At 63.9% G+C, this 25,825-nt stretch carries 27 protein-coding genes and 1 riboswitch; of the genes, 19 read left to right on the forward strand and 8 right to left on the reverse strand.

From position 1 onward, the window contains the following. Positions 1–34 precede the first annotated feature (34 nt). From C9I57_RS19115 to C9I57_RS19135, 5 genes are all read right to left on the reverse strand, one after another. Entirely contained in the window at positions 35–904 is an 870-nt protein-coding gene (locus C9I57_RS19115) for a fumarate hydratase (RefSeq protein WP_181321881.1), read from the reverse strand. A 33-nt stretch (positions 905–937) separates the two neighbouring features. Beyond that, positions 938–1,345 (reverse strand): succinate dehydrogenase, cytochrome b556 subunit, encoded by a 408-nt coding sequence (gene sdhC, locus C9I57_RS19120; protein WP_107152208.1) that lies wholly within the window; start codon positions 1,343–1,345, stop codon positions 938–940. Continuing rightward, a complete protein-coding gene (locus tag C9I57_RS19125) occupies positions 1,342–1,683 on the reverse strand; it encodes a succinate dehydrogenase (RefSeq protein ID WP_107152209.1) in 342 nt (113 codons plus the stop codon). The genes sdhC and C9I57_RS19125 overlap by 4 nt, the downstream gene beginning before the upstream one ends. Continuing rightward, a complete protein-coding gene (locus tag C9I57_RS19130) occupies positions 1,680–2,414 on the reverse strand; it encodes a succinate dehydrogenase/fumarate reductase iron-sulfur subunit (protein ID WP_107152210.1) in 735 nt (244 codons plus the stop codon). Before C9I57_RS19130 ends, C9I57_RS19125 begins: the two co-directional genes overlap by 4 nt. A gap of 138 nt (positions 2,415–2,552) precedes the next feature. Beyond that, complete coding sequence (locus C9I57_RS19135; RefSeq protein WP_107152211.1) at positions 2,553–4,478, reverse strand: potassium transporter Kup; 1,926 nt, start codon at positions 4,476–4,478, stop codon at positions 2,553–2,555. A gap of 397 nt (positions 4,479–4,875) precedes the next feature. On the opposite strand from C9I57_RS19135, the gene C9I57_RS19140 reads away from it, so the two are divergent. The 5 genes from C9I57_RS19140 (at position 4,876) to C9I57_RS19160 (ending at position 11,349) form a co-directional block, all read left to right on the forward strand. After that, positions 4,876–6,438, forward strand: a complete 1,563-nt coding sequence (locus C9I57_RS19140; protein ID WP_107152347.1) for a methyl-accepting chemotaxis protein — start codon at positions 4,876–4,878, stop codon at positions 6,436–6,438. A 130-nt stretch (positions 6,439–6,568) separates the two neighbouring features. Continuing rightward, positions 6,569–7,867 (forward strand): L-fuconate dehydratase, encoded by a 1,299-nt coding sequence (locus C9I57_RS19145; protein ID WP_107152348.1) that lies wholly within the window; start codon positions 6,569–6,571, stop codon positions 7,865–7,867. Between the two features lie 341 nt (positions 7,868–8,208). Further along, complete coding sequence (locus tag C9I57_RS19150) at positions 8,209–8,460, forward strand: FitA-like ribbon-helix-helix domain-containing protein (protein ID WP_107152212.1); 252 nt, start codon at positions 8,209–8,211, stop codon at positions 8,458–8,460. Then, positions 8,457–8,876 (forward strand): type II toxin-antitoxin system VapC family toxin, encoded by a 420-nt coding sequence (locus tag C9I57_RS19155; RefSeq protein ID WP_107152213.1) that lies wholly within the window; start codon positions 8,457–8,459, stop codon positions 8,874–8,876. The genes C9I57_RS19150 and C9I57_RS19155 overlap by 4 nt, the downstream gene beginning before the upstream one ends. 232 nt (positions 8,877–9,108) lie before the next feature. Then, on the forward strand, positions 9,109–11,349 hold the full coding sequence (locus tag C9I57_RS19160; protein WP_107152349.1) for a TonB-dependent receptor: 2,241 nt from the start codon (positions 9,109–9,111) through the stop codon (positions 11,347–11,349). Positions 11,350–11,477: 128 nt separating this feature from the next. On the opposite strand, the gene C9I57_RS19165 is transcribed toward C9I57_RS19160, so the two are convergent. Together C9I57_RS19165 and C9I57_RS19170 are read right to left on the reverse strand one after the other, a co-directional pair. Beyond that, entirely contained in the window at positions 11,478–14,345 is a 2,868-nt protein-coding gene (locus C9I57_RS19165) for a beta-propeller fold lactonase family protein (protein WP_440130222.1), read from the reverse strand. Between the two features lie 220 nt (positions 14,346–14,565). Beyond that, positions 14,566–15,066 carry a 6,7-dimethyl-8-ribityllumazine synthase gene (locus C9I57_RS19170; protein WP_107152215.1) on the reverse strand — a complete coding sequence of 167 codons (501 nt, stop codon included), beginning with the start codon at positions 15,064–15,066 and terminating at the stop codon, positions 14,566–14,568. Between the two features lie 75 nt (positions 15,067–15,141). After that, positions 15,142–15,311, reverse strand: a riboswitch (FMN riboswitch). A 267-nt stretch (positions 15,312–15,578) separates the two neighbouring features. On the opposite strand from C9I57_RS19170, the gene C9I57_RS19175 reads away from it, so the two are divergent. Further along, the gene (locus C9I57_RS19175) at positions 15,579–15,716 is read left to right on the forward strand and encodes an entericidin A/B family lipoprotein (protein ID WP_018443531.1); all 138 of its coding nucleotides are present in this window, start codon (positions 15,579–15,581) and stop codon (positions 15,714–15,716) included. A 136-nt stretch (positions 15,717–15,852) separates the two neighbouring features. Here C9I57_RS19175 and C9I57_RS19180 read toward each other — a convergent pair whose 3' ends face one another. Beyond that, a complete protein-coding gene (locus tag C9I57_RS19180; protein WP_107152216.1) occupies positions 15,853–16,161 on the reverse strand; it encodes a hypothetical protein in 309 nt (102 codons plus the stop codon). 242 nt (positions 16,162–16,403) lie between these two features. Here C9I57_RS19180 and C9I57_RS19185 point away from each other — a divergent pair, with 242 nt between their 5' ends. The 13 genes from C9I57_RS19185 to C9I57_RS19245 all read left to right on the forward strand — a co-directional run bounded on the left by C9I57_RS19185 (position 16,404) and on the right by C9I57_RS19245 (position 25,807). Beyond that, positions 16,404–16,976, forward strand: a complete 573-nt coding sequence (locus tag C9I57_RS19185) for a hypothetical protein (protein WP_258187727.1) — start codon at positions 16,404–16,406, stop codon at positions 16,974–16,976. A gap of 171 nt (positions 16,977–17,147) precedes the next feature. Then, positions 17,148–17,747, forward strand: a complete 600-nt coding sequence (locus C9I57_RS19190) for a copper-binding protein (RefSeq protein ID WP_258187728.1) — start codon at positions 17,148–17,150, stop codon at positions 17,745–17,747. A 176-nt stretch (positions 17,748–17,923) separates the two neighbouring features. Then, positions 17,924–19,471: a methyl-accepting chemotaxis protein gene (locus C9I57_RS19195; RefSeq protein ID WP_107152351.1), complete on the forward strand. Its 1,548-nt coding sequence runs from the start codon at positions 17,924–17,926 to the stop codon at positions 19,469–19,471. A 123-nt stretch (positions 19,472–19,594) separates the two neighbouring features. After that, entirely contained in the window at positions 19,595–19,855 is a 261-nt protein-coding gene (locus tag C9I57_RS19200; RefSeq protein ID WP_018443526.1) for a hypothetical protein, read from the forward strand. Between the two features lie 67 nt (positions 19,856–19,922). Beyond that, positions 19,923–20,354, forward strand: coding sequence for a DnaJ family domain-containing protein (locus C9I57_RS19205; protein ID WP_107152218.1), 432 nt, complete (start codon positions 19,923–19,925; stop codon positions 20,352–20,354). Beyond that, positions 20,345–20,941: a tRNA adenosine(34) deaminase TadA gene (tadA, locus tag C9I57_RS19210; RefSeq protein ID WP_107152219.1), complete on the forward strand. Its 597-nt coding sequence runs from the start codon at positions 20,345–20,347 to the stop codon at positions 20,939–20,941. The genes C9I57_RS19205 and tadA overlap by 10 nt, the downstream gene beginning before the upstream one ends. A gap of 16 nt (positions 20,942–20,957) precedes the next feature. After that, positions 20,958–21,884 (forward strand): muramoyltetrapeptide carboxypeptidase, encoded by a 927-nt coding sequence (gene ldcA, locus C9I57_RS19215; RefSeq protein ID WP_107152352.1) that lies wholly within the window; start codon positions 20,958–20,960, stop codon positions 21,882–21,884. Positions 21,885–22,031: 147 nt separating this feature from the next. Next, positions 22,032–22,967 (forward strand): allantoinase PuuE, encoded by a 936-nt coding sequence (gene puuE, locus C9I57_RS19220; RefSeq protein ID WP_107152220.1) that lies wholly within the window; start codon positions 22,032–22,034, stop codon positions 22,965–22,967. Between the two features lie 15 nt (positions 22,968–22,982). Beyond that, positions 22,983–23,495, forward strand: a complete 513-nt coding sequence (uraD, locus tag C9I57_RS19225) for a 2-oxo-4-hydroxy-4-carboxy-5-ureidoimidazoline decarboxylase (protein ID WP_107152221.1) — start codon at positions 22,983–22,985, stop codon at positions 23,493–23,495. Positions 23,496–23,523: 28 nt separating this feature from the next. Next, positions 23,524–24,537, forward strand: a complete 1,014-nt coding sequence (alc, locus tag C9I57_RS19230) for an allantoicase (protein ID WP_107152222.1) — start codon at positions 23,524–23,526, stop codon at positions 24,535–24,537. Between the two features lie 19 nt (positions 24,538–24,556). Further along, positions 24,557–25,072 carry an ureidoglycolate lyase gene (locus C9I57_RS19235; protein WP_107152223.1) on the forward strand — a complete coding sequence of 172 codons (516 nt, stop codon included), beginning with the start codon at positions 24,557–24,559 and terminating at the stop codon, positions 25,070–25,072. Positions 25,073–25,319: 247 nt separating this feature from the next. Continuing rightward, on the forward strand, positions 25,320–25,460 hold the full coding sequence (locus C9I57_RS19240; protein ID WP_107152224.1) for a hypothetical protein: 141 nt from the start codon (positions 25,320–25,322) through the stop codon (positions 25,458–25,460). Between the two features lie 77 nt (positions 25,461–25,537). Next, the gene (locus tag C9I57_RS19245; protein ID WP_107152225.1) at positions 25,538–25,807 is read left to right on the forward strand and encodes a flagellar transcriptional regulator FlhD; all 270 of its coding nucleotides are present in this window, start codon (positions 25,538–25,540) and stop codon (positions 25,805–25,807) included. The last annotated feature ends 18 nt before the right edge of the window (positions 25,808–25,825 follow it).

Here is a 25,825-nt window from a genome sequence, read left to right on the forward strand (position 1 = left end):
GTGAGTCCTTGTCCGCAGGGCATGCGTTCGCTGATCAGTAGCCGTACTCGACACCCGCGGCCGAGATCGTTGCCCGGGCGCGGCGTGCGGAATGACACTGCATGTTGACGGCGACCGGGTTCATCGTGATATGCGTGGCGGCGAGTTCGATGTGGACCGCGAACGACGTCGCGTCGCCGCCGAGACCTTGCGGACCGACGCCAAGCTCATTGACGACGCTCGAGAGCTCGGCCTCCAATGCGGCCCCATCGCGGTCGGCGCAGTGCGAGCCGAGCGCGCGTGTCGCCGCGCGCTTCGCGAGCCAGACGCAAACATCGGAAGTCCCGCCGACGCCGACGCCGACGATCGTCGGCGGGCATGTCTTGCCGCCCGCCTCGACGACGCAGTCGATCACGAAGCGCTTGATCGCATCGATGCCTTCCGCGGGCGTCGCCATGCGCAGGAATGAGTTGTTTTCGGAACCGCTGCCCTTCGGAATCATTTCGATCTCGATCGTATCCGCGCGCTCGTCGAAATCGAAATGGATCGCGGGTATCAATACACCGCACGATGTATGCTCGTTGCGCCGCGTGAGCGGATGAACGACGGACGAGCGCAGCGGGTGTTCGCGCGTGGCGCGCGCGCAACCGTTTCTGATGGCGTTCTTCAGCGCAATGCCATCGAGCGATATTCCGCGGCCGATCGTGACGTTGTAGATCGGCAGCCCCGTATCCTGGCAAAGCAGGTTATCGGCCGATTCCGCCACGCTGATGTTCTCGCGCATGACGCCGAGCACGCGTCGCGCCGTCTCGTTCGTTTCCGTTTGCTCGAGGCGGGCGATGCCTTCCTTGACGTCGGGCGGCAGTCGCTTCAATGCTCGGATATAAAGCTCTTTCGCCACTTCCTCGATGAGATCCATGTCCATCGTTTTGTCTCTCCTTTATCGCGTGCCCCGGCATCAAAGCGTGAGCGAGAGCGCGAATGCCAGCCCGACGACGAGCGCGCCGCCGGCCGTCAAGGCGATCAGGTCCTTGCGCAGGCCGCTCCATGGCCCAAACTCGATCAGCAGAATGCGTACCCCGCCGATCAAGTGAGCGGCGAGCAGCGTCACCAGTCCCCACTCCGCAAACACGAAGGCGGGCTGCCGCGTGATCGCAAGAAACGATTCGAGCGCTCGCGCGCCGTGCAAAGCCGTGCCGAGGGCCCAAAAATGCGCGGGCAGAAACAGGGCGAGCGCAACACCGGAAATCCGATGGACTAGAAACGCCCACCAGGCGGGATGATTGCGGGCGCGTATATCGGCGCGACGTCCCGGTGTGGCGCCCCGAGCGCGGGTGCCGCCGGACAGCCATTCAACGTTGCTCATACGCCGCTCCCGACCAGTGCGAAGACCGCGCGCCAACCGGCGAGCGCGAGCGCGACGCCGACGGCCACGCTCGCCGCGCCCACCCCGTTGCCGCGCCAACCGAGCCATTCCTCGGCCACCCGGCGCAGGCCGATCGGCACGTGGACCGCCGCCGCGAGGACGAAGAACGCGTAGAACGCGCCCCATGCGACGTTGCCGTGCAGCCGTGCCACGATCGCGGCGGCGTTGAGACCGCCGTGCACGACGACGATCATCGTGACGAGATGGACCGTGACGCAAATGGCGAGCGCCATGGCTGACATGCGCTGCCACCACCAGGTGCTACCCCAGGCGCTCATTTAGGCCCTCCTTTCGGCACACGGCCGCCGAGACGTTTCAACCCCGCGATGCTCGCGGTAGGCGCGAGTCCTTTGGGACAACGCTCCGTGCACGAGCCGAGCGTGTGGCAGGAATGGCAGCCCGCGTCGTTCGAGACCGCGTGCAGCCGCTCCTGCTGCGTGACGTCGCGCACATCGTTGACGAGCGTCCACGCGCGGTTGAGCGCCGCAGGCCCGAGGTATGACGGATTCCATGCGACGACGTCGCAGCTCGCGTAGCACACGCCGCAGCCGATGCATTCGATGCCGGAATCGGCCGCCTGTCGTTCGGGCGAACCCGGGTCCACGGTGGCGAAGGCGTCGTGCCGCGTTCGCTCGCCATGAAAGAAACCTTTTGCGTCGCGCCATTTATCAAAAAAGCCGCTCATGTCGACGGCGAGGTCCTTGATGACAGGCAGGTGATTGAGCGGGGCGACTTCGAGCACGGTGCCGGCATGGGCGACGACCTTTGAGACGTGTGTGCGGCAAGTCCATCGCGCGCGACCGTTGACCGTCATTGCGCACGATCCGCACATGCCGACGCGGCAGGCGAACCGATAAGAAAGCGTCGGGTCGACGTGGCGCTGGATGTGAATGACTACGTCGAGGACCGTCTGGCTTTCCTTGCGCGGAACCTCGAACCGCTGAAAGCGGCCGTGTTCGTCGCCTCGCCAGACATCGACTTGCAAAACAGGTTCGACTATCGTTGACATCGCTCGGTGGTCTCGATCGTTATCGAATCAGCCGAGCTCAGTCTAAGGCGAGGGCCACGCCGGAAACAGCCAAAGATTTTTGGGGCGAGATAAAGCGTTCGTTTAGCTCGCGAGCCGCCGCAATAAAAACGGCCCGCTTTAAATCTCGACCTGCGCGCCGACCTCGATCACACGGTTGGCCGGCAGCTTGAAGAAGGCTGCGATGTTACCGACGTTGTGCAGCATCGCCGCAAAAAGGCGCTCGCGCCAGAGCGCCATCCCTCGGCCCGATTTCGGCACGACGGCCGCGCGGCTCAGGAACCACGAGGTCTCCGAGGGCTCGAACGTGAGCCCCGCGATCTTGGACGCTCCGAGCGCCTGCGGCAGGTCGACTTCGTCCTTGAACCCGTAGGTGACCGTGGCCCGAAAACAGCCCGGACATAAAGGCTGCATCGTGATGCGCTCGCTATCGGGCACCCATGGCACTTCCTTCGTGACGACGGTCAGGAAAACCACGCGCTCATGCAGCACACGGTTGTGGAGGAGGTTGTTGACGAGCGCATGCGGCACCGCGTCCGGATTCGGCGTCAGGAAAATCGCCGTGCCGCCGACGCGAACCGGAGCGTGCGCGAGCAAGGAGGTCAAGTAGAGTTGGAGCGGGGTCGTGCCGGCGCGCACGCGCGCTTCGGCCAGCATCATTTCCCAGCCGCGGCCCCAGGTTGCCATGATCGTGAACATCACGGCGGCGATCACGAGCGGGAACCAGCCGCCCTCGACGATCTTCAGCAGGTTCGCGGAGAAGAACGTCGCGTCGATCACGAAGAAGAACGCCGTCGCGAACACACAGAGCGCCCAGTTGTAATGCCATGCGTACCGGACGACGAAGAACGTCAGGAACGTCGTGATCAGCATCGTCCCGGTGACGGCGACGCCGTAAGCGGCGCCAAGCGCGGTCGACGAGCCGAAGCCGAGCACGGCCGCGACGACCGCGGCAAGCAAGGTCCAATTGATGCCGGGCACATAGATCTGGCCGATTTCGCGCTCGGAGGTATGGACGATGTTGATCCGCGGCAGAAAGCAGAGCTGCATGGCCTGCTTCGTCATCGAGTAAGTGCCGGAGATCACGGCCTGCGACGCGATGACGGTCGCGATCGTCGCGAGCACGATCATCGGGAAGATCGCCCATTGCGGAAAGAGCCGATAGAAGGGGTTCTGCAAGGCGCCGGGATGGGCGAGCAACAGCGCGCCCTGACCGAGGTAGTTGAGCGCGAGCGCCGGGAAAACCATGCCGAACCATGTGACGCGGATCGGCCGTTTGCCGAAATGGCCCATGTCCGCGTAGAGCGCCTCGGCGCCCGTGAGCGACAGCACGACGGCGCCCAGCGCGACGAACGCGAGCCATCGATGGTGCAGGCAAAAGCCGAGTCCTTGCAGCGGATCGACCGCGAGCAGGATGGCCGGCATCGCAGCGATGTTGACGAGTCCGGCGATGCCGATCACGACGAACCAGAGCACCATGACGGGCCCGAATACGGCGCCGATGCCGCTCGTGCCGTGCTTTTGCATGAGAAAGAGCGCGATCAGCGCCCCGAGCGTCACCGGTATGACCCATGTCTTCAGCACCGGCGCCGCGACCTCGAGGCCTTCGACGGCGCTCAGCACCGAGATCGCCGGCGTGATGACGCTGTCGCCGAAAAAGAGCGCGGCGCCCATCACGCCGACGATGAGCAGCGCATGGCGCAGGCGCGGCCTCGTCGCGACGGAGGAAGCGGCGAGCGCGAGCAGCGCCATGATGCCTCCTTCGCCGTGGTTGTTCGCGCGCAGGATCAGCACGACGTACTTGAGTGAGACGACGACCATCAACGACCAGAAGATCAGCGACACGATGCCGACGATATTGAACACATTCAGCGGCAACCCGCTACCCGGACCGAACACTGTCGACAAGGTGTAGAGCGGGCTCGTGCCGATGTCGCCGTAGACGACGCCGAGCGCGGCCAGCGCAAGCGACGGCAGGGCCGGCCGGTGCGGGCCGCGTGCATCGATCCGCTCGGCTTCGGGCCCGGCGAGTGCGGAACGTCCCATTTGCGCCTCCTGATTCTGTCGCGCCGCAGCAAAACGGCTCGTGCGCCGCTGGCCGCGTGGGTCGTTGGTGTTCTTCTTTCAAAGCGGTCCGAACGCCGGACGATTCGCCGACGTCGGCGTTAGGCACCGCAGCCACATGAAGTATAGGAACTGCGCGTCCAAAACGCCGCGTGGGCCGCGGCGCTAAACGGCCTTCCACTCCGGCCTTGCACCCGGCTCGTTGCAACCGCTGTGGGGCTGTCGCCACCGTGCAAATCCGAGTCGGTTTCTCGCAACAGGTGACCTGTACCTATTGCCGATATCGCCTGAGGAAACACTTCGATCCCGTTCGAGGTGACCCATTTTCCCGGGAGAAGAGTTGCTGCGTCGCTCCTACGGCGCGGCGGACGATACCGCTATGCGAAGACTATTCACGATCCGCTCGGGCCTGGCCGCGACGATCGCGGGCTACACGCTTTTGCTCATGCTCGTCATCGCGGCCGCAACTTGGTGCATTGACGCGGGCAATGCATCGCTCAAAGCGATGTACTTCGACGACACGGCGGCTCTGCTTCACCTGAAGACGAGCTCGGAACGCATGCTCGTGCTGCGCGGTGGATTTCGCGAGATTGAGCAGATGATCAGCGCTGGAAAGGATGCGAAGCCGCAGATCGCGCGTTCGCATCAGTTGCTCGCGCAAAGCGACGAGGAGCTCGATGTCTATCGTCGCCTGCATGTTCCCGATACGGCGGAACGATCGCTTCTCGACAAATTGCAGGCGAGTCGACAGGCGCTCATCGAGCAGGTGCTTCAGAAGTCCCTCTCGCAATTGGATGCCGATGACATGATTGATTTCCTGACGACGCAGCGAGAGGCGCCGGTCTCCCTCTTCACCGCGTACCAGGAGGCCATCGAGGAACTCGAAGCGTTTCAGGTCGCGCGGCAAAAGGCGCGCTTCGAGCGTGCGGACGCGCGCTTTCGTCGCGCGCTGTGGGCGCTCGGCGCAGCCGGCGTTCTCGCGCTGCTCGTGGGCTTGATCGCACAGCGTGCGCTCATGCAAGCGATCGTGAAGCCGATCAACCTGGCCGTCGAACATTTCAACCGGATCGCCACTGGCGATTTGACGGGTACCGTTGCCATCGCGCGCGACAACGAAATGGGCTTCCTGATGGGCGCGCTGAAGCGAATGCAAGAAGGGCTGACGACGACAGTGCGGCAGGTACGCGCGAGTACCGACACGATCGTGAGCGATGCGCGCGCGATCGCCGGCGGCAACCTCGACCTGTCGAGCCGTACCGAGCAGCAGGCGGCATCCGTGCAAGAGGCGGCCGCGAGCGTCGAACAGTTGACGGCGACCGTCCAGCAAAACGCCAACAACGCACGCAGCGCGCGCGCCTATGCGGCGGATGCGTCTCAGATCGCGACGCGCGGGGGCGAGGCGATGCAGCTCGTCGTCGCGACCATGGACGAGATCACCGAGAGCTCGACAAGAATCGGGGGCATCGTCGGCGTCATCGACGGCATCGCGTTCCAGACGAATATCCTGGCGCTCAACGCGGCCGTGGAAGCGGCGCGGGCCGGCGAACAAGGGCGCGGTTTCGCCGTTGTGGCGGCCGAAGTGCGCAATCTCGCGCAGCGCTCCGGCGCGGCTGCCAGGGAGATCAAAGCGCTCATCGGCGAGTCGACGCAAAAGGTAGCGGGGGGCAGCAAGCTCGTCACCGAAGCCGGATCGACGATGGCCGACCTCGTTCGAGCCGTGGAACGCCTCGACGCCATCATGAGCGAGATCAGTCTCGCGTCGGACGAGCAGTCGACCGGCATCGAGCAGGTCAATATCACCGTGACGCAAATGGAAGAATCGATGCAGCGTAACGCCGCGCTCGTGGAGGAGGCGTCGGCCGTCGCGATGTCGCTCGAGGAGCAAAGTCGCCGATTAAGCGAGGCTGTCGCTCGGTTCAGCTTGAGGAACGATGGAGGATAATGCGTCCCATGTGCGTGCCGACGCGGCGCGACGAGGCTCGGCGCGAAACCGATCCGGCGTCGGCGGACAGGGCAGCATCGACAATACAATGTGAAACCCGGAGTCGATAGCCGCCGCCAGGAGGATGCAGATGACCACGATCACGAAGCTGTCCGTTCGAGACATCCGGTTTCCCACTTCGCGTTCGCTCGACGGCTCCGATGCGATGAATGCCGCGCCCGATTACTCGGCCACCTATGTGATTCTCGAAACCGATTCGCCGAAGGTGCTCGCGGGCCACGGTCTCACCTTCACGATCGGCCGTGGCAACGAGATCTGCGTGCGTGCCGTCGAGGCGCTTGCCCCGCTCATCGTCGGCAGATCGCTCGAGGAGATCACGGCGAACATGGGCGCCTTCTGGCGGGCGTTCACATCGGACAGCCAGTTGCGATGGATCGGCCCCGACAAGGGAGCCATTCATCTGGCGACGGCGGCGATCGTGAATGCGGTCTGGGACCTGTGGGCGAAGGAGGAAGGCAAGCCCGTGTGGAAGCTGCTCGTCGACATGACGCCGGAACAGCTCGTGGGCTGTCTCGATTTTCGCTACGTCACCGATGCGATCGTGCCGGATGAAGCCATCGCGATGCTGCATCGTCATGCCAAGACGAAAGGCGAGCGCGAACGGGAAATGCTGGCGCATGGCTATCCGGCCTACACGACTTCTGCCGGCTGGCTCGGCTACGACGACGACAAGATCCGCCGTCTGGCACGCGAAGGGGTTGCGCAGGGCTGGACGCACTTCAAGCAGAAGGTAGGCGCAAACCTCGAGGACGACATACGGCGAGCCCGCATCCTGCGTGAAGAGATCGGCGAAAGTCGCAAGCTGATGATGGATGCGAACCAAGTGTGGGAAGTCGATGAAGCGGTGGCCAACATGCGGCGCCTCGCTCAGTTCGATCCGTGGTGGATCGAGGAGCCCACGAGTCCCGATGACGTGCTTGGCCACGCGACGATCCGGCAGCGGATTCGGCCGATCGGTGTCGCGACGGGCGAGCACTGCCATAACCGCGTCATGTTCAAGCAGTTGCTGCAGGCGCAGGCAATCGACTTCTGTCAGCTCGATAGCTGCCGCCTGGGTGGCCTGAACGAGGTGATCATCGTCTTGCTGATGGCGGCGAAATACGGCGTGCCCGTTTGTCCGCATGCGGGCGGCGTCGGCTTGTGCGAGTACGTCCAGCACATCTCGCTTTTCGACTATATCTGCGTGTCGGCCTCGCTGGAAAACCGCGTGCTCGAATACGTGGACCATCTCCACGAGCATTTCGTCGATCCCGTCGTGATTCGCAACGGCCGCTATTTGCCGCCTCAACGTCCGGGCTACAGCATCGAAATGCATGCGGCGTCGCTCGATCGCTATCGCTTTCCCGAAGGCCCGGTCTGGCGGGCTTGACGCGGCAGGCCCCTCCCGCGCCCGCGATCGGCATGGCGGACACGTTCGGCCGTTCGGATAGCTATCGGTCGCCGTCTTGGACGGCGAAAATCGAATCCCCATCATCCTGAGCTTGGCGACACGGGACGTCGCGCTCGATAGCGACTCTGCACGAAGCAAAGCCGGGGTGGTCAACGATGAAACGCAATTTTCGGGACGACCGTGGCCGATGGTACGTGAACCAAGAAAGAAGGGCGGCTTGGCGGACAGGCCGCTTCCAGGATTGGAGCTGCGTCATCTCCAGTTGCAGCCGATGCAATCATTGATTAAAATGCCATCAATGATTAACGGAGGACGCTGGGGTGGCAAGTATGACGATCCGCAACATCGACGAACAACTCAAGAGCCGCTTGCGTGTTCAAGCGGCCCGGCATGGGCATTCTATGGAGGACGAAGCTCGCGACATCCTTCGTGCCGCGCTATCGACAGAGGGCGAAGGCAGTCAAAACAACCTGATCGAATCTATCCGCCGTCGCATCACACCGCTTGGCGGTGTCGACCTGGAATTGCCGGCTCGAGAGGCCATCCGGGATCGGCTGGATTTCGGCGCATGATCGTACTGGACACCAATGTTCTTTCGGAAACGCTGCGGTCCGCGCCGAACCCGCGCGTGATGGAATGGTTTGCCGCTCAATGGCGTGCCGCGCTTTTCACAACGACAGTGACTCGGGCCGAAATTCTGTACGGCGTGGGCCGTATGCCCGACGGTTCGCGTAAGCAGGCGCTGTCGTCCGCGATCAAGGCCATTTTCGAAGAAGACTTCGCCGGCAGGCTGCTCAATTTCGATAGCGACGCGGCTGACGTCTACGCGGAAATTGCCGTGTCGCGGACGAACGCCGGCCGGCCGATCAGCCAGTTCGACGCGATGATTGCCGCGGTGGCTCGCTCGAGGGGCGCCACGCTTGCGACACGGAACGTGAAGGATTTCGTCGATTGCGGCATCGCGGTCATCGATCCATGGGCGGGCTGATCGGACATCACCGCACGCGTCGGCGATCGGCGAATCCATTCGATGGCGCGCGATGACGCGCACCATGCTGTGCGTCCCCGCTCGACTCTTTAAAAAAAACGAAACGATCGGCAATCGATAATCTCGGTTGCCAGTCGGGGCGATCGCTTGCTCGGACACGGAACTTGGCAAACGCCGTTGCGACCTCGCATACGGCGAATGCACCAACCGCGGACGGGAGGATAGCGAGAGCATGGGTTTCCGAAAGGTTTCAACGCAGGCGCCGACGATCGACGCGGCTTCGGTTGGTGCATTATCCGTGCTCTTTATCGGTTTGACGCTTACGCACACGGCACGAGCACAGGAGCCGCAAGTCACGGATAACGGGAATGGCGGCCCAGTCGCCGCCGCGACGCTGCCGCCTGTGGAGGTGAGGGCCGAGGGCGGCGCAATCGCGCAGGAAGACGGGCTCAACAACCCGGACCAGGTATCAGCGGTCAGCAAGACCGGTACCGCGCTCAAGGACTTGCCTGCGAGCGTGCAAGTGATTCCTCGTGCGCTGCTGAGCGAGCAGGGCGCGACGATGCTGCGGCAGGGCGTCGAAAACGCAAGCGGCGTGAACGTCGGCGGTCCGGACTCGAAGGGCTTTTTCGATCACTTCATGATCCGAGGACTGCAGGCGCAGGTCTACAACGATGGATTCTCGGACGGAGACCAGGTCAACGGCGTCTCCCATTCGCTGAACGGTGTAAAGCGCATCGAGATTCTGGAGGGCCCCGGATCGGCGCTCTTCGGCAGCGGGCCGCCCGGCGGCACGATCAATATCGTTCACTACACGCCGTCGTCGACGTTTCATTTCGGTGGCGACATTCAATCGGGCTCGTTCGGCACGGTTTCGAGCAGTGCCTACGTGACGGGGCCGACAGGGGTTGCGGGTCTGACCTATCGCGTGGATGCGTCAGCATCGCGTTCCGACGGATTTCGCGGCTTGTCGAGCTGGGACGAGGAGATCCGGCCAACGCTTGAGTGGAAGGCCGGCAACCATAAGGTCGAGTTTTCGCTCGAAGCGCAACGCATTCGAGAAACGCCGGATTCGTACGGCCTCATCTATTTTCACGGCTCGCCGATCACGACTGTCCCGATCGATGCCAAGTATTCGACGCCGTTTGCCGCGGCTCGGGGCAGCTACATTCGCCCGACACTGACGGACGAGTGGAAGGTCGACGAATTTCTGACTGTCAACAATCGCTTTTCCTATCTGCATCGCAGCCTGGACTTCTTTAGCAACGGAGACAGTGCGAGCACGAAAGTGGTCGGCGATCAGGTAACGAGACGGCAGCTGCGGCATCAAATCGACTCGGACAACACGTTCGACTATCAATTGGAGCCGGTCTGGAAGTTCGCGACGGGCAGCGTTGGCCATACGTTGCTGACCGGATTCGAGTATCAACATCAGATCATCGATACGGTTCGCGCGACGGCGGACCTCCCGAACATCGCGGACGTGTTTGCTCCCGTGCCGCCGGAGACGTCGCTGGCGGGCTTGACGTTCCAATGCGACGCCAGACACTCGTGCGACAACGACCGTCTGCTCGCGAACTTCTATAGCCTTTACGCGACGGATCAGGTGGACGTGACGGACAAGCTGAAAATCCGAGCCGGCGTGCGCAAGGACTGGTGGGAAACCTCGCTGACACCGAATATCACGGTACCGGGCCGATTCGACTCGCAGGGGCAGGCGCTCGTAGCGGGTACGACCTACACGCGCAACGATGCGCCGGTGAGCTGGAGCGTAGGGTTGCTTTACAAGCTGCTGCCGTGGATGTCGCCGTACTTTGGCGTATCGAAGAGCTATCTGGCGAACTTCAATTCCGAGAGCACGCAGAACGGCATCGGCGCGCCGGAATCCGCGCAGCAGTACGAGGCTGGCGTGAAGTTCTCGTTCCTCGATGGCCAGTATGTGCTCAATACCGCGCTCTTCGACGTCTCGCGCGACAACGTCGCCGCGCTATTGACGACGGGCGGCGTCGAAAACGTCGTATTCGACAGCCAGAGGACGAAGGGTGCCGAAGCCTCGCTCGATGCGAGCGTCACGGCGCAATGGCACGTCATTGCCAACTTCACGGCGCAGCATGCGGTCATCACGAGCAACCCGCAAGGCGTGAGTTCGGTCGGTAATCACCCCCAGGGTGTGCCCGCGTACATGGCGAAGCTGTGGACCACGTATGAGTTTTCAATCGCTGGCGTTCCCGGGTTTCACGTGGGAGCGGGTATCGACTACATCGGCAAGACCTATAGCGACATTACGAACGTCAACTCCGTCCCGTCCTATGTGATCGCGAATGCGGCTTTCGGATACCAGATGCGGCGCTGGGGTGTGGACGTCAATATCCATAATCTGACGAACCGGCGATACTTCGTCGCGGCCAACAGTGCCGGCGCCTATGTGGGCGAGCCGCTCAGCGCATTCGTCACATTGCGCGCCAACTTTTGAGCGGCGCAAAAGAAAGGGCATTTCGACGGTGACGATGAACGACTGAGGAAGACGCGGCAGGCAGGCTCGACGGCGCGAGCGCTGCCTGCCGATGGGTGGCTTCGGGCCGCGTCAGGCCCGACTATGGATCAATCGTCGTCCTTGATGCTGGCGACGACCTGATGCGCACCGCGGATCGCCGGATACGGCTTCTCGCCCATCATTCCTTTCCAGAGCACCCGGTTGAATTGATCCGGCGGGACCTCGTCGGCATCGGAGAAGTCGAACTTCGCCGTCGCCTTGGCCCAATACGCGGCGTCGTGCTTCGGCTCGATGTCAGGCCCCGCCGCATACTTCACGCCTTGCGGCAATGAAGCCAGCGTCAGCCCCGTCGTTTTCAGCACCGTCGATGCAACGGCCGTGTAATTCCATGTACCGGACGAGTGAACGTCGAATACGTCGGCCATCGGGCGCTGGAACGCCGTGTTCAGGTTGATGTGCTGCGTGCCGAGGATGTCCTCGATCGTCCGCAGGGCGTTCACCTGGCTATAGCGCGTGCCGACGACCTGCCCCTGCTTCACGTATGGGCCGACGACATAGACCGGGCCGCGATGCGAGTCCACGTGATCGGGGCCGTCCTGTACGTCGTCTTCGGTGACGATGATCAGGGTGTTCGAAGCGTAGGGACTCTTGGCTACGGCCTCGACGAGCGACCCGACCGACAGATCGTCGTCCGCTTGCTGCGTCTCGGGCGTGTTCACGCCTGCGAGCGCGGTTCCGAAAGAGCCCATGTGATCGTGGCTCAGGCGGACCAGCGAGAGACTCGGCAGATTGCCGTTGGCGACGTACTGGTCGAACTCGCGTTTCCATTCCTGGTAGCGCCACAGGTCCGGGTAGTTCTGGTCGAAGCCGCGGAAGTAGACGTCGGTGACCGGCGCCAACTTCGGATCGAGCGGCGCGACCTGTACGATACCCGCCGCGTACGGCGAGACGACGGGGGCGCTCTTCGTTCCGATGCTGCCGATGTTGTTGACGAGGAACCCATAGTTGCGGACCGAGCCGCCGGCGGCGAGCACCGCGTCGAAGATATAGCCCTGCTGTTCGCCGACCGGGGAATCGGAGGAAGCATGATTGCCGGTTCCCGTCAGCAGGTTTTCCGTGCCGCCGGGCAGGCTCGCCGACTGGGTGCTGTAGTTCGTCGTGCCCGCCGGTCCCGCCGCCGCATCGCGCTCGGCAACCGTCGCCCAGTTGACAGGCACGCTGCGGTTCGCGCCTTCCGACTCATAGGACATCCCGCGGTTGACGGCAGCGTAGTTCAGTTGTTGCGAGAGCGTCTCGGTGTTGGTCACGCGGCCCTGCAACGCCCACGACCAGCCGTCCATGCTGCCGTCGCCCGGATTCATGAAGTTGTCGATCGTGACGAACTGGGACGCGAGGCGGTGAAAGTTCGGCGTGATGCTCGCGCCGAACTGCGTCAGCGCGGGATCGCCATGGGCACCATTGCCGAGATCGCCGAGGATCTGGTCGTAGGTGCGATTCTCCTTCACGATGTAGATCACGTGCTTGATATGGTCGCGCACGAAGTGCATCACCTCGCGATCGCGGGCGTTGGCTTCCGGGCGATAGAAGTTGTTGTTGGCGACTTGCTGCGTCAATTGCGCCAGGTCGCTCTCCGGCGGGACCGGGGCGCTGACGAGGGAGGCGCGCTCGAGCTGGAACTGGTACTCGTTCGAACCCCTTGCGGCGGCCGCGGCCGCGGCATTGCCGCCCGGATAGGTGATGCTCGTCATGCTGGCCGTGCTGCCCGATAGATGGTCGGGGTTCGGTCCGGTCACGCTCTTGCCGTTGACGACGTAGATCCAGCTGCCGTCCGCGCTGAAGGTGACATCGTGCGGCTCGAATGCTGTCGGGATCAGCCCGGCGACCCGATAGGCGTGGGGGCCGACGAGCGGAATCACGGCGATCGCATTGGTGCCGGCATTGACCGCGTAGAGCGTGCGGCCGTCGCGTGAAAGCGTCACGGCGAATGTCGCGGCGCCCGTGTTCGGGGCGTGCGGCAGGACATCGCCGGGAGCCCGTGCATCGATTTTTCCCCTGACGGTGTTGCTGTTCGTGTCGATGACCGCCACTTGGTCGGCGTTGTCTTGCGCCACGTAAAGCGTCGATTGTGATGCGTCCAGGGTCATGCCGAGGGCATTGCCGTCCAACTTGATGCGCTTGATGAGACGGCCGCCCGACGGGGAGGAGATGTCGATCGCGACGACTTCGCGATCGCGGTCCGACGACACGTAGGCAACATTATTGCCCTTGATGGCGACGGCGAACGGGAACGTTCCGCCGACGCCGCCGGGCGTTCCCTCGTTGCCGGGGAAGAAGGGGCGCAGGTCGTGCTCGTAGCGCACCGTGCGCGTCGTCGTGTCGATCACGCTGATCGAATCGTTGTAGTTGTTCGCGACGACGAGCGTCTTGCCGTCGGCCGAAATACCGAGGCCGCCGGCATTGGGCTGCACGCCGAGACCCAGGCCCTTGCCGTTGTGGCCGAGCGCGATGGTCCCCGAGGCGGTCCAGGTGCCGCCGTTCTTCACATACGCATAGACGGCGTCGTCGCTGCCGCCCGTCGCATAGAGCGTGTTGCCGTCGGGAGAAAAGACGAGACCGACGTAGGCATTCGTCTGTTGAATGACCTGCGTGAGCACGGGGTGCTTTTTGTTGTCGCCGGAGACATCGTAGAGAAAGATGTATTGCGTCGAATTCGCCTTGTCGACCGTGCCGTCGGGCTTGTACAGCGAGTTCTGGCCCGCCGTGATGATCGCCAGGGTTTTGCCGTCCGGGCTCAGTTGCGAGCGCACGGCCTCTCCGGCGACGAAGTTGGGATAGCCGGGCAAGCGCGGGTTCAAGTATTGCTGGACGGCGCCGCGCATGAACGTCGGGGTGATGTACTGGCCGCTCGGCAACTGGGCGACGTCGATGGAGTCCGCGTCGGCTTGGGCGTGAAATGCGAGGAGTACGGTAGACATGATCGCTCCGACACGGAGCACATGCTTGAAGTCGTAGTTCTTCATCGTGTTCCTTCCTCTACGGTGGGGGGCCGCATTATTAAGTCATCGCACGGTGTCAGCGCGATGACGAGGAAGGGCCGGTTGCTCGGCTCGAGCAATCGGCGGCGAAAACGAGCGGCGCGGTCCGCGGAGCAAGGTCGAGTCTCGTCCGCGGCCGAATCCGACAGAAGTCGCGGCGTTACCGCGAGGGGAGTTCCGCAAGCCTGCGCACCGTGTCGGCGCACGCGTGCGCGACTTCTTTGCCCTTGACGACAAAGTGCTCGCGGAAGAAGCCGATGTGCTCCTCGCCGTGATGGAAGTGGTGCGGCGTGAGCACGGCGGAGAAAACCGGCGTGCCCGTCTCGAGCTGCACTTGCATCAAGCCGCTGATGACGGCTTGCGCGACGAACTCGTGCCGGTATATGCCGCCATCGACGACGAGTCCGGCGGCGACGATCGCCGCGTATCGGCCGCTCAATGCGAGGCGCTTTGCATGCAATGGAATTTCGAAAGCCCCCGCGACTTCATATTGATCGATGTCTTCGGCGGAGTAACCGTAGTTCGACATCGATGCGAGGAACGACGCCTTGCATTGGTCGACGATATCGCGGTGCCAGCATGACTGGATGAATGCGATCCGCCCGCGCTTGTCATTGGCGGAGGATATTGCTTTTGATTCGGTGGAAGTCGAGATATTCATGGAAATTCAGCCTGTTTGTGTGAACAGGGCGAAGGACGACCCGCAGCCTTCGCGGCTCGCGAAGGATGAAGGAAGTCCTGTTCTCTTTCATCCGGACTGTACCGTCGGCCCCGGAATCGCACCGAGTCTGCTGACCTCCGTCGCTGCAATGCTTTCATCGCATGCAAGACCGAGCGCTCGCGGGCTACGTCCCGAAGAGGACGATTACCGCCGGTGGGGAGTTGCACCCCGCCCCGAGAACATGTTCTTGACGAACGGTGCGTACGCTACCACGGATTGCGCGGCCTCGCTCGCTGGTGGGACCTGAGCGGTCGGACGGTGCGTTCGTGGGACGCCTCGAGCGGGCACAGTGATTGCGGACAGTGCTTTGTCAAACGGATGTTGCGCAGGCGGCGGAGATGGAGCCGCACGGCCGGCACGAAAGCGGTTGGCCGGCCATCCAACGGGGAAACGCGCCGCGCTTCGCATCGCACGTCCGCGTCGAACAATCCATCAGCCAAGGGAGAAGGCTCATGACACGACGACTCATCGCACTCTTTCTGCTCATCGGTACGGTGGCGCTAACGGCTTGTCACACGGTCTCAGGAGCCGGCGAGGACATTTCCAGGGGCGGCCACGCCATCACGAACTCGGCACAAAAGCACGAATAAGCGGGTCTCCGCGCCGCTTTGAGCGTTCCCGCTTTCGACGGCCGGGCCGCTGCTTTGTACGCAGCGGCTCGGGCGGCGGCATGGGGCGTGCCGCCGAGAAGCCATTTTTATGGAATGCCGACCAGCATCGCGTTGATCAGAATCCTCTGCCGAGCGTATGCAGCAAGCAGCGCGGCGATTGTCGCGTGTTCACTGCGTTGATGATGTCGGTGAGAAACCACGGCAAATTCAGCTTCGTGTCGGGATAGCTGGTGCCAACGCTGAGTCGTGGCGGTTTCGAGGTCGGCTCGGCTTGCGCGGCCGCATGGCCCGACTTCGCGGCGCATTCGTCCGTGCCCGTCCGCTTCTGATTCTGGTGGAGCGATTGCTCATTAGCGTAGGACCAGACCGGTGCCGATGCAACCGCGGTAACGGCCAATGCGACGGTGAGGAGTAGGGCCTTCATTGAACTCTCCGGGACTTGGTTTTCGACCCACGAGCGGCTAGTGAGTTCAAGTTCAATCCTGATTCGCCTTTCAGACCGGGAATACTCACGCTTCATTCCGCTGCGCAACGCTCGACGCCGTGCAGTAGGCAATGAGGTGCCGCGAACCCTAAAGCGCGCAAGCGGCGGCAGGCGCTATGTAACGGTCTACCTCAGAGCCGCTTGCGTTATGCTGGCGCAACTATTCGCTACGCGATACTGGGATGTCGCTAACGCAGATGAACTTCGTCTTCAGACCGCTTACCGTCGTCTGGCTCGTCGCAGCCCTCGCGCTTGCCGGCTGCGACGATGAAGAGGGCAAGCATGCCATGGAAAAACTCAAAGCCTTCCTCAATGCCATCAAGCCCGATGCTCTGCTGCTGAGAGGGCTGAAACCGGGTGTCACCACGGAGGCGCAAATCCGCGATCAAATGGGAAAGCCCGAAACTGAGCGGACCTTCGCCGATGGCTCGAAGCGCTTCGAGTATCCGCGCGGCCCCCAGGGCGTGACGACCTACATGGTCGACATCGACCCGAACGGTACGCTGAGAAGCGTCACCCAGGTACTCACCGCCGCGAACTTCGCGAGGATTCGCCCCGGCATGTCGCAGGACGAAGTGCGACAGTTGCTCGGCAAGCCCGGCGATGTCGCCGTCTATCCGCTCAAGCCGGAGACGGTGTGGAGCTGGAAGTGGGAGGAGGGCCCGCCGACCGGTGAGGCGTTCTTCAACGTGCATTTCGACCAATCGGGCCACGTCTATACGACCTCTCGCTCGGACATCATACGCGGGCACTAGCGATCGTTCGAAGCATCACGTCCAAGGCGCGCCGCCATTCCCGCGAGGCACGCCTGGCGAGCGCGCGCGAGCGCGCCCGTTTATCGACGGGGCCTGCCTTCGGAGTAGACTGGTAGCGCCGGCCCTGGCCCGGCGCGTCGTGGAGCGCATTCGAACGACGGGAGAATCGAAGTGTCACTGAAACCGCGATACCGCTTTGTGCTCGGCCTTGTCGTCCTATCCGCCGCTACGGCGCTCACGCCTTGCGATGCCGGAGCCCAGGGCACCGATACGGGCGACGGCGGCCTCTTTTCAGGACAAACGGCGACGCACACGGCGGCGGCAGTCGTCAAGACCGACCCCGCAACGAACACGGTAACGCTGCGTGACGATAACGGCACGGTGACCGATGTCGTGGTCGACAGGGCGGTCGGCGACGTCAAAAAACTGAGGATTGGCGATCGCGTCGACATCACCTACAAGCGCGCTCTGGTGCTCAGCGCGGAAAAGACCGGCTCGGGTTCGATACGCGAGCGCGTCGATACACAGACGATCACCCCGGCGCCGGGCGGGTCCACGACCTCCACGCATCGCGTCCAGGCTGTCGCCACCGTGCTCGCCATCGACCGGGCGAATCGCAAACTGACCTTGCGCGGCCCGACGGGCACCATGACGCTGCAGGCCACCGACGATCGTTTCCTCAAGGGACTCAACGTCGGGGACAACATCCGCGTGGACTATCTCGAAGCGACGGCATTGCAGGTCATGCGCGACGGCATTCCCGTGCAGTAGCCGCCGCTGCACTGCAGCACCGCCGGGGCGAGGCCGGGGCTCGCCGTCCGCACATCGGGGTTTTGCTCTATGCAGGCGGCGCTTCTCATTGCCGTTAAAGCACGTACACGAGTGGGTTCTGTGCGAAGCGAACGGCTGTGGCCATCGGCATGCGCGATGACTTGGGAGGCGTCCGAATGCAAAGACTCAGTTTCAAGCAAAAGCTCTGGTTGCCATTGATCGTCAGCATGGTGGCGCTGCTGATCGTCTCCGTATGGGCGGCTGTTTTGCTGCGGGGCACGCGCATCGACGAGCGCAAAAACGATCTGGTCAACGTCGGCCACGTGGGTCTGGCCATCGTCCAGGAATATGCCGCATTGGCGAAGAGCGGCGCCCTCTCGGAAGAGCAGGCGCGCAAGGAGGCGCTTGCGCGCCTGCGCGACGTACGCTATGGCGAGGACGGCTACTTTCTCGTCATCGATTCGACGCCGCGCATGATCATGCATCCGATGAAGCCGGCGACCGAAGGCAACGAGCTCGCGAGCGTGGCCGATGCCGACGGCAGGCATCATTACGTCGCCTTCGCCCGCGCGGCGCAGTCGCCCGAAGGCGGATTCGTCGACTATGTGTTTCCGCGCCCGCATACGACGGAGGCCGTGCCCAAGCTCGGCTACGTCGTCCGCTACGCGCCATGGGACTGGATCATCGCCACCGGCGCCTACGTCGACGACATCGATAACGCGTTCCTGCATTCGCTTTATTTGGCGTGCGGCCTGCTGATCGTGCTCGCATGCACGCTCGCGGCGCTCGTCGCCGCCGTCAATCGCAGCATCGTCCGGACGATCGGGGGCGACCCGCGCGTCGCCGCGCGCATCGCCGACGGTATCGCAGGCGGCGATCTCGCGATCGCGATCGACGCGCAGAATGCGCATGCTCAGAGTCTGTTGCGAGCGATCGGACACATGCGCGAAGCGCTGACCGGGATGATCGCGCGGATCAAGCATGCGTCCGACAATGTCGCGCAGACCTCCGACGAGATTGCGAGCGGCAATGCCGATCTCTCCGCGCGCACGACCGAGCAGGCCACTTCGCTCCAGCAAACGGCGGCGAGCATGACGCAGATCACGGAACAAGTGCGTCAGGCATCCGACCACGCGCGCGCGGCGAACGAACTTGCCAAGCGCGCCGTGTCGATTACCGATCGCGGCGGCGCGGCGGCCGCGGCGGCGGTCACGACGATGCGCGACATCTCGAGCGAGTCGCAGAAGATGGTCGAGATCATCTCGGTCATCGAGGGCATTGCCTTCCAGACCAACATCCTGGCGCTCAACGCGGCGGTCGAGGCTGCGCGCGCGGGCGAGGAGGGGCGCGGCTTCGCCGTCGTGGCCGGCGAAGTGCGCTCGCTCGCCCAGCGCAGCGCCGCGGCCGCGAAGGAGATCCGCGGCCTGATTCAGCGTGCCGTGTCGCGCGTCGGGGAGGGTGCGGGGCTCGTCGAGCAGACCGGCGTGACCATCGACGAAGCGCGCGGCGCCATCGCCCAGGTGATGCGGATCGTCGAGGAGATCGCGAGCGCCGCCGCCGAGCAGACCACCGGCATCGAGGCGGTCAACGCGTCGGTTTCCGAAATGGACGACATGACGCGGCAAAATGCGGCGCTCGTCCAGCGCGCGGCCGCCTCGGTCGAGGCGCTCGAGCACGAGGCACGGCAGCTGCAGACGGCGATCGCCGTCTTCCATATCGGCTAGCCGGCGACGGCCAAGCGGGCGCGAGCCAGTGGACGCTGGCTCGCCGCGGGTATATAAAAACCGGACGGACCCGCGCGCTGGCCTCCCACACGAGGCGCGCCCCGAACGAAGAGGAACGATGCCATGACGTCCGATCCGTCGAAAAAGCCCGCTGAAGACGAGTCGTCGAGAAATCTGGAGCATCTCGACGCCGCGCTCAGTCACGTCCACACCTCGCTCACCACGGGCAGCATCGCCGTGGGTGCGGCGAAAGCGATCGTCTATAGCCTGATCGAGACACTCGGCGCGCTCGTCGGCGATCCCGACTTGCCCGAGCACAGCCGTTCCGGCTACGAAGGGCTGCTCGAAAAAGCCCGCGAGATGCGCGTACGAATCGGGAAATGACGGCGGGCGCGGGGGGCGGCCGGCGGGCCTGCTAAAATGCCGGCGCCGCCATGTAGTGGATTTCAGGATGAAATTGCTCGATGCCCTGGTCGAACAACGTATTGCCGCCGCCGCGCGCGGCGAGTTCGACGATTTGCCCGGCGCCGGCGCGCCACAGGATCTGGACGACGATCTGCTCGTCCCCGAAGAGGTGCGCGTCGCGAACCGTATTCTGAAAAACGCGGGGTTCGTTCCCCCCGCCGTCGAGCAATTGCGCTCGCTGCGGCATTTGCATGACGAATTGCGGGCCGCAGGCGATCGGGCCGCGCGCTGCTGCTTGCAGGCAAAGATGCTGGCGCTCGACATGGCGCTGGAGTCGCTGCGCGGGGAACCGACCGTCGTGCCCCGCGAGTACTGCCGGCGCATCGCCGAGCGGCTGTCGGAGCGCGTGCTGGAGGACGGCGCCGCGTCGATCGAGGCCTGGCCTGCCGCGTCGGCCGACGGCGCGGGGTGTTCGTGAGCGCATTGTCCGAGCCGACCGGCGACGCCGAGACCGCTGCGGGCTCGCCCCCGGCGGCAGGTGCCGCGCACGCCGGCGCGACCGACGGCGCCACGACGAGCGAGCGCGACAGCCGCTTCATGAGGCTGGCGTTGTCAGCGGCCGAATCGGCCCGCGCGGCCGGCGAAGTGCCGGTCGGGGCGGTGCTCGTGCGCGGAGACGATGTGATCGCTTCGGGGTTCAACCATCCGATCGGCGCTCATGATCCGTCGGCGCACGCCGAGATGGTCGCGCTGCGCGCCGCCGCCCAATCACTCTCGAACTACCGCATGCCGGGCTGCGAGCTCTATGTGACACTCGAGCCGTGTCTGATGTGCGCGGGCGCGATCATGCATGCGCGCATCGCACGGGTCGTGTTCGGCGCGTACGATCCGAAAACGGGCGCGTGCGGTAGCGTCGTCGATGCGTTCGCGGACCCTCGGCTCAATCACCATACGCGCGTAGAAGGCGGCGTGCTCGCGAGCGAGTGCGGCAATGCGCTGAAGTCTTTTTTCTCGCAGCGGCGCGAGGCGATTCGTGTCGCGCGCCGCGAGAGCGCGGCGGAATAACGGGCGCGACGATCCGATGACGCACTCCCGAACCATCGAACTCATTGCGCCGTCCGGCTATCCGCCCGATCCGACCGCGGTCGAGCGTGCCGTCGCGCGGCTGCGCGAGGCGGGGCACACCGTACGAGGCGTCGAAGCGGCTGCCAGGCGCTACCAGCGCTTCGGCGGCACCGACGCCGAGCGCGCCGGCGATCTCAACCGGCTCGCCGATCCGGCGAGGCCGTTGCCCGACGTGGCACTGGCCGTGCGCGGCGGCTACGGTGCCGTGCGCATCCTCCCTGCGCTGGATTACGACGGGCTTGGGCGCCGCCTCGCGGACCAGCCCGTCGCGCTCGTGGGTCATAGCGATTTCACCGCGATCCAGCTCGCCATGCTCGCGCGATCCGGACTGACGACGTTCGGCGGTCCGATGCTCGGCATGCATTTCGGCGCCGAGACGCCGAGTGCGTTCACGATGAACCATTTCTGGCAAGCGTTGACGGCGCCCTCGTTCACGCTCGAAGTCGAGGCCGCGCAGACGGGGCTGATGGAAGCGCGCGGCACGCTGTGGGGCGGCAACCTCTCGACGATCGTGTCGCTCGTGGGCACGCCTTACATGCCGCATGTCGATGGCGGCATTCTGTTCCTCGAAGACGTCAACGAGCAGCCGTTCCGTATCGAGCGAATGATTTACCAACTGCACCTGGCAGGCGTGCTCGCGCGTCAGCAGGCGATCGTGCTCGGCGAGTTCTCGGGGATCAAGGCTTACGACTACGACAATGGTTATGGCCTGGCGGCGGTCGTCGAGCAAATTCGCTCGGTGACCGGCATCCCTGTCGTCGTCGGCTTGCCGTTCGGCCATATCGACGACATCGTCACGCTGCCTGTCGGCGCGAAGGCGCACCTGATCGTGCACGAGCGCGGTTTTCGCTTGACCCTCTCGGGGCATCCCCATTTGCGGTAGGACCGGCAGCGCGGCGCCGCGAGACGCGGAGAACGGTCATACTTTCCCGCTGACGCGCACTATCCGGTTCGGCATATGGGCGGTGCGGGGCGTTTTCGCTACACTGGGCCGTCCTTGACGATTGCCTCCGAGCGAGGCCGCCGAATCATGCCATTCGATCCCTCCTATCCGCGCGACTTGATCGGTTACGGCCGCCATCCCGTTCGGGCCGATTGGCCGGGCGGTGCGCGCGTGGCGGTCCAATTCGTCCTCAATTACGAAGAAGGCGGGGAGAACTGCGTGCTCCATGGGGACGCGGCTTCGGAGCAGTTTCTTTCCGAGATCGTCGGCGCGGCCGCTTATCCGGCGCGGCACATGAGTATGGAGTCGATCTACGAGTACGGCTCGCGCGCGGGCGTCTGGCGCATTTTGCGCGAGTTCGAGAAGCGTGGCCTGCCATTGACCGTGTTCGGCGTCGGCATGGCCATCGAGCGCCATCCCGAGGTCGCGCGCGCGTTCGTCAAGCTCGGTCATGAGATCGCGTGCCATGGCTGGCGGTGGATCCACTACCAGGACATGACGCCCGATCGGGAGGCCGAGCATATGAGGCTTGGCATGGAGGCGATCGAGCGCGTGACGGGCGTGCGGCCGCTCGGCTGGTACACGGGTCGCGACAGTCCCAATACGCGCCGGCTCGTGGCCGAATATGGCGGGTTCCTTTATGACTCCGATTGCTACGGCGACGATCTGCCGTTCTGGACGGAAGTCGAAGTAACGGGTGGCGAAAAGCGGCCGCATCTGATCGTGCCATACACGCTCGATACGAACGACATGCGATTCGCGACTGCGCAGGGCTTCAATACGGCCGAGCACTTCTTCACGTATCTGCGCGATGCGTTCGACGTCCTCTACGAAGAAGGGGACGAGGCGCCGAAGATGCTCTCGATCGGCATGCATTGCCGCTTGCTCGGAAGGCCCGGGCGCTTTCGCGGACTACAGCGGTTTCTCGACCACATCGAGAAACACGATCGCGTGTGGGTGACACGGCGCATCGATATCGCGCGCCACTGGCGGGCACGTCATCCGTTTGAGGCACGGGCCTGAGCGAGTGCGAGTCTCATGAGATACACACTTGATCAACTGAACGCGATGCCCGAGGAGGCATTCGTCGACGCGCTGTCCGGCATCTTCGAGCATTCGCCATGGGTTCCTCGCGAGGCCGCGCGCGAGCGGCCTTTCGAGAGCGTCGACGCGCTTCATGACGCGATGGTGAGCGTCGTCGCTCGCGCCGGGAGCACGCGGCAGCTCGCCCTCATCAATGCGCACCCCGAACTCGCGGGCAAAGCGGCCGTGCGCGGCGAACTGACGGCGGAATCGACGCGCGAGCAAAGCGGCGCGGGCCTGTCGCAATGCACGCAGGCCGAATTCGACAAACTGCAGCGGCTCAACCGCGAGTACCGCGATAAATTCGGTTTCCCGTTCATCCTTGCCGTGCGCGGCTACGATCGTGCGGGGATCCTCGCCAACTTCGAGGCGCGGGTGGGCAATGACCGGGACGAGGAAATGCGTACGAGTCTCGAGCAGATCTATCGGATCGCGCGCTTTCGCGTGGACGATCTCGTCGCGGCGTGACGATTCGAACAAAGCAAGGACGACAGCAATGGCTCTTTTGATTTCCGATCCCAATGCGCCCGACTTCACGCGGCGTTACGCGAACCTGGCGGATCCCCGGCTCGGCGCCGAAGCGCTCGAAGCAAGCGACGAGTTTTTCGCGCCGAAGGAGCGCATGCTCAATCCGGAGCCGGCCGTCTTCATCCCTGGCAAGTACGACGATCACGGCAAATGGATGGACGGCTGGGAGACGCGCCGCAAACGCACGACAGGCTACGATTGGTGCATCGTCAAGCTTGCCCGCGCGGGCGTGATCAAAGGGCTCGATATCGACACGAGTCATTTCACCGGCAACTTCCCGCCCGCGGCGTCGATCGAAGCCGCTCACGTGCCCGCAGGGGCGGCTCCGGACGCGGCGACGCAATGGACGGAGATCGTGGCGTCGACGACTTTACAAGGCAACAGCCACCATTACGTCGAAGTACGTGACCCAGGGAGCTATACGCACATTCGCCTCAATCTCTATCCCGACGGCGGCGTGGCCCGGCTTCGCGTCTACGCGCAACCTCGGCTCGACTGGGGGCAGGCGGGCCGGACCGATCTCGTCGACCTCGCGGCGATGGAAAACGGCGCGCACATCGTCGCGGCCAACAACCAACATTTCGGCGCGGCATCGAATCTGCTGATGCCCGGGCGTGGCGTCGACATGGGCGACGGCTGGGAAACGCGCCGCCGCCGCGAGCCCGGCAACGACTGGGCGATCATCGCGCTCGCGCGCCCGGGGACGATCACGAAGATCGAAGTGGACACCGCGCACTTCAAGGGCAACTATCCCGATCGTTGCTCGCTGCAGGCCGCCCGCGTATCGGGCGGCACCGACAGCTCGCTGGTCACGCAGGCCATGTTCTGGCCTGAACTGCTCGGCGAGCAGCAGCTCACGATGGACGCGCAACAGGTCTTCGAACGTGAGATCGTATCGCTTGGGCCTGTGACGCACGTGCGCTTCAACATCATTCCCGATGGCGGCGTATCGCGCTTGCGGCTGTGGGGATTCGTCGAGTGAGGAGAGGGGATACGCCGTGATGAGGACGCTTGCAATCGAACCGCTTACGCGCGAGTCGTTCGCGCCGTTCGGCGACGTCATCGAACTCGAGGGCGCGCGACACTTCCCGATCAACGAGGGCACGACGACGCGCTTTCACGATCTCGCGTGCGTCGACGTCACGGACGCCGGCGGACGTCCGCTGCTGAACCTGTTCCGGGGCGAGCCGCGGACCTTGCCATTCGAAGTATCGATGCTGGAGCGCCATCCGCTCGGCAGCCAGGCCTTCGTGCCACTCGCCGGCCGGCCTTACCTCATCGTCGTCGCGCCCCCGGGGCCGCTGACGCCTGCGGCGATTCGCGCTTTCGCGACCCGGGGCTGGCAGGGCGTCAATTACAAAAAAGGGGTATGGCACCATCCGCTGATCGCTCTCGAGGCGGTCAGTGATTTCGTCGTCATCGACCGAGGCGGCGAAGGCCACAACTGCGACGAGGAGCGGCTGCCCGAGTCGCTTTGGCTGACCGAGGACGCGTTGCAGGCGGCAACGGCGCGATAGCGCCGCATCGTGTAGACCTTACCGACCGAATCCTCTCCCTTCCTTGTGAAGCGGCGCCTCGACGGGCGCCGGTCGTCTTGGCGACAGCCATTGTAGGAAACCCCTGACAAGCGCGCCGCCACGTATTACGCGAGGTTCAGCGCGCGCTGATTTCGTACGGCCACCCGTTGACCGATACTTTCGTCAAGCCAAACGGTTTCCTCATTGAAGCCGCTAGCGAAAGCCCACGATCCACGGAGATTTCCAAATGAGCCGCATCGCGAAAGACCTGATCGAACTCAAGCGCCTGAGCGAGGGCGGAGCAGGGGCTCTCACGCAACACCTGCTGCGTGAAATCGCGGCGAGCCTCATCGCGTTCGGTGTGTCCGATCAACCTAAGGGCCATTGAGCTGGCCGAGCGCGCAAACGTTTGCGCATTCGAGCCGAGGCCCTGGAAGAGCCGTCGAAGAAAAAAGGAGGGTAAAAATGAGCTGCGACATCCATCAATCGATTCAAGAAATCAACCGGTCGTATCTTGCTCTCGTGCAGCGCATGCTGCGAGACGATCGCGCCGAAGGTATGGCCACGCTGGGTCTGTCGGCGCCGCTCGCGGAGTTGCTCGTCGACCTTTCGGAAGATCAGACGCAAAAGCTGGCGGCGCGCGATCAATTGATTTGCCTTTTTCGCTTTACCGATCGCGCGTTGCTCGGCGGCTTGGCGGATCGCGGACTGCAGCTGACGCCGACCGCCGCTTGATACGGCGATGACTTCCGC

It is taken from the genome of Trinickia symbiotica (assembly GCF_003028655.1).
In the GTDB taxonomy this organism is placed as follows: domain Bacteria; phylum Pseudomonadota; class Gammaproteobacteria; order Burkholderiales; family Burkholderiaceae; genus Trinickia; species Trinickia symbiotica_A.

What these genes read in the sequence shown, in the direction of transcription:
- C9I57_RS19155 (WP_107152213.1), top strand. Translation starts at nt 8,457, where the DNA reads ATGATCGTACTGGACACCAATGTTCTTTCGGAAACGCTGCGGTCCGCG.
- alc (WP_107152222.1), top strand. Translation starts at nt 23,524, where the DNA reads ATGGCTCTTTTGATTTCCGATCCCAATGCGCCCGACTTCACGCGGCGT.
- puuE (WP_107152220.1), top strand. Translation starts at nt 22,032, where the DNA reads ATGCCATTCGATCCCTCCTATCCGCGCGACTTGATCGGTTACGGCCGC.
- ldcA (WP_107152352.1), top strand. Translation starts at nt 20,958, where the DNA reads ATGACGCACTCCCGAACCATCGAACTCATTGCGCCGTCCGGCTATCCG.
- C9I57_RS19245 (WP_107152225.1), top strand. Translation starts at nt 25,538, where the DNA reads ATGAGCTGCGACATCCATCAATCGATTCAAGAAATCAACCGGTCGTAT.
- C9I57_RS19195 (WP_107152351.1), top strand. Translation starts at nt 17,924, where the DNA reads ATGCAAAGACTCAGTTTCAAGCAAAAGCTCTGGTTGCCATTGATCGTC.
- uraD (WP_107152221.1), top strand. Translation starts at nt 22,983, where the DNA reads ATGAGATACACACTTGATCAACTGAACGCGATGCCCGAGGAGGCATTC.
- sdhC (WP_107152208.1), bottom strand. Translation starts at nt 1,345, where the DNA reads ATGAGCAACGTTGAATGGCTGTCCGGCGGCACCCGCGCTCGGGGCGCC.
- C9I57_RS19180 (WP_107152216.1), bottom strand. Translation starts at nt 16,161, where the DNA reads ATGAAGGCCCTACTCCTCACCGTCGCATTGGCCGTTACCGCGGTTGCA.
- C9I57_RS19115 (WP_181321881.1), bottom strand. Translation starts at nt 904, where the DNA reads ATGGACATGGATCTCATCGAGGAAGTGGCGAAAGAGCTTTATATCCGA.
- C9I57_RS19175 (WP_018443531.1), top strand. Translation starts at nt 15,579, where the DNA reads ATGACACGACGACTCATCGCACTCTTTCTGCTCATCGGTACGGTGGCG.
- C9I57_RS19160 (WP_107152349.1), top strand. Translation starts at nt 9,109, where the DNA reads ATGGGTTTCCGAAAGGTTTCAACGCAGGCGCCGACGATCGACGCGGCT.
- C9I57_RS19145 (WP_107152348.1), top strand. Translation starts at nt 6,569, where the DNA reads ATGACCACGATCACGAAGCTGTCCGTTCGAGACATCCGGTTTCCCACT.
- C9I57_RS19185 (WP_258187727.1), top strand. Translation starts at nt 16,404, where the DNA reads ATGTCGCTAACGCAGATGAACTTCGTCTTCAGACCGCTTACCGTCGTC.
- C9I57_RS19240 (WP_107152224.1), top strand. Translation starts at nt 25,320, where the DNA reads ATGAGCCGCATCGCGAAAGACCTGATCGAACTCAAGCGCCTGAGCGAG.
- C9I57_RS19125 (WP_107152209.1), bottom strand. Translation starts at nt 1,683, where the DNA reads ATGAGCGCCTGGGGTAGCACCTGGTGGTGGCAGCGCATGTCAGCCATG.
- C9I57_RS19205 (WP_107152218.1), top strand. Translation starts at nt 19,923, where the DNA reads ATGAAATTGCTCGATGCCCTGGTCGAACAACGTATTGCCGCCGCCGCG.
- C9I57_RS19200 (WP_018443526.1), top strand. Translation starts at nt 19,595, where the DNA reads ATGACGTCCGATCCGTCGAAAAAGCCCGCTGAAGACGAGTCGTCGAGA.
- C9I57_RS19165 (WP_440130222.1), bottom strand. Translation starts at nt 14,345, where the DNA reads ATGTCTACCGTACTCCTCGCATTTCACGCCCAAGCCGACGCGGACTCC.
- C9I57_RS19140 (WP_107152347.1), top strand. Translation starts at nt 4,876, where the DNA reads ATGCGAAGACTATTCACGATCCGCTCGGGCCTGGCCGCGACGATCGCG.
- C9I57_RS19170 (WP_107152215.1), bottom strand. Translation starts at nt 15,066, where the DNA reads ATGAATATCTCGACTTCCACCGAATCAAAAGCAATATCCTCCGCCAAT.
- C9I57_RS19130 (WP_107152210.1), bottom strand. Translation starts at nt 2,414, where the DNA reads ATGTCAACGATAGTCGAACCTGTTTTGCAAGTCGATGTCTGGCGAGGC.
- C9I57_RS19135 (WP_107152211.1), bottom strand. Translation starts at nt 4,478, where the DNA reads ATGGGACGTTCCGCACTCGCCGGGCCCGAAGCCGAGCGGATCGATGCA.
- C9I57_RS19235 (WP_107152223.1), top strand. Translation starts at nt 24,557, where the DNA reads ATGAGGACGCTTGCAATCGAACCGCTTACGCGCGAGTCGTTCGCGCCG.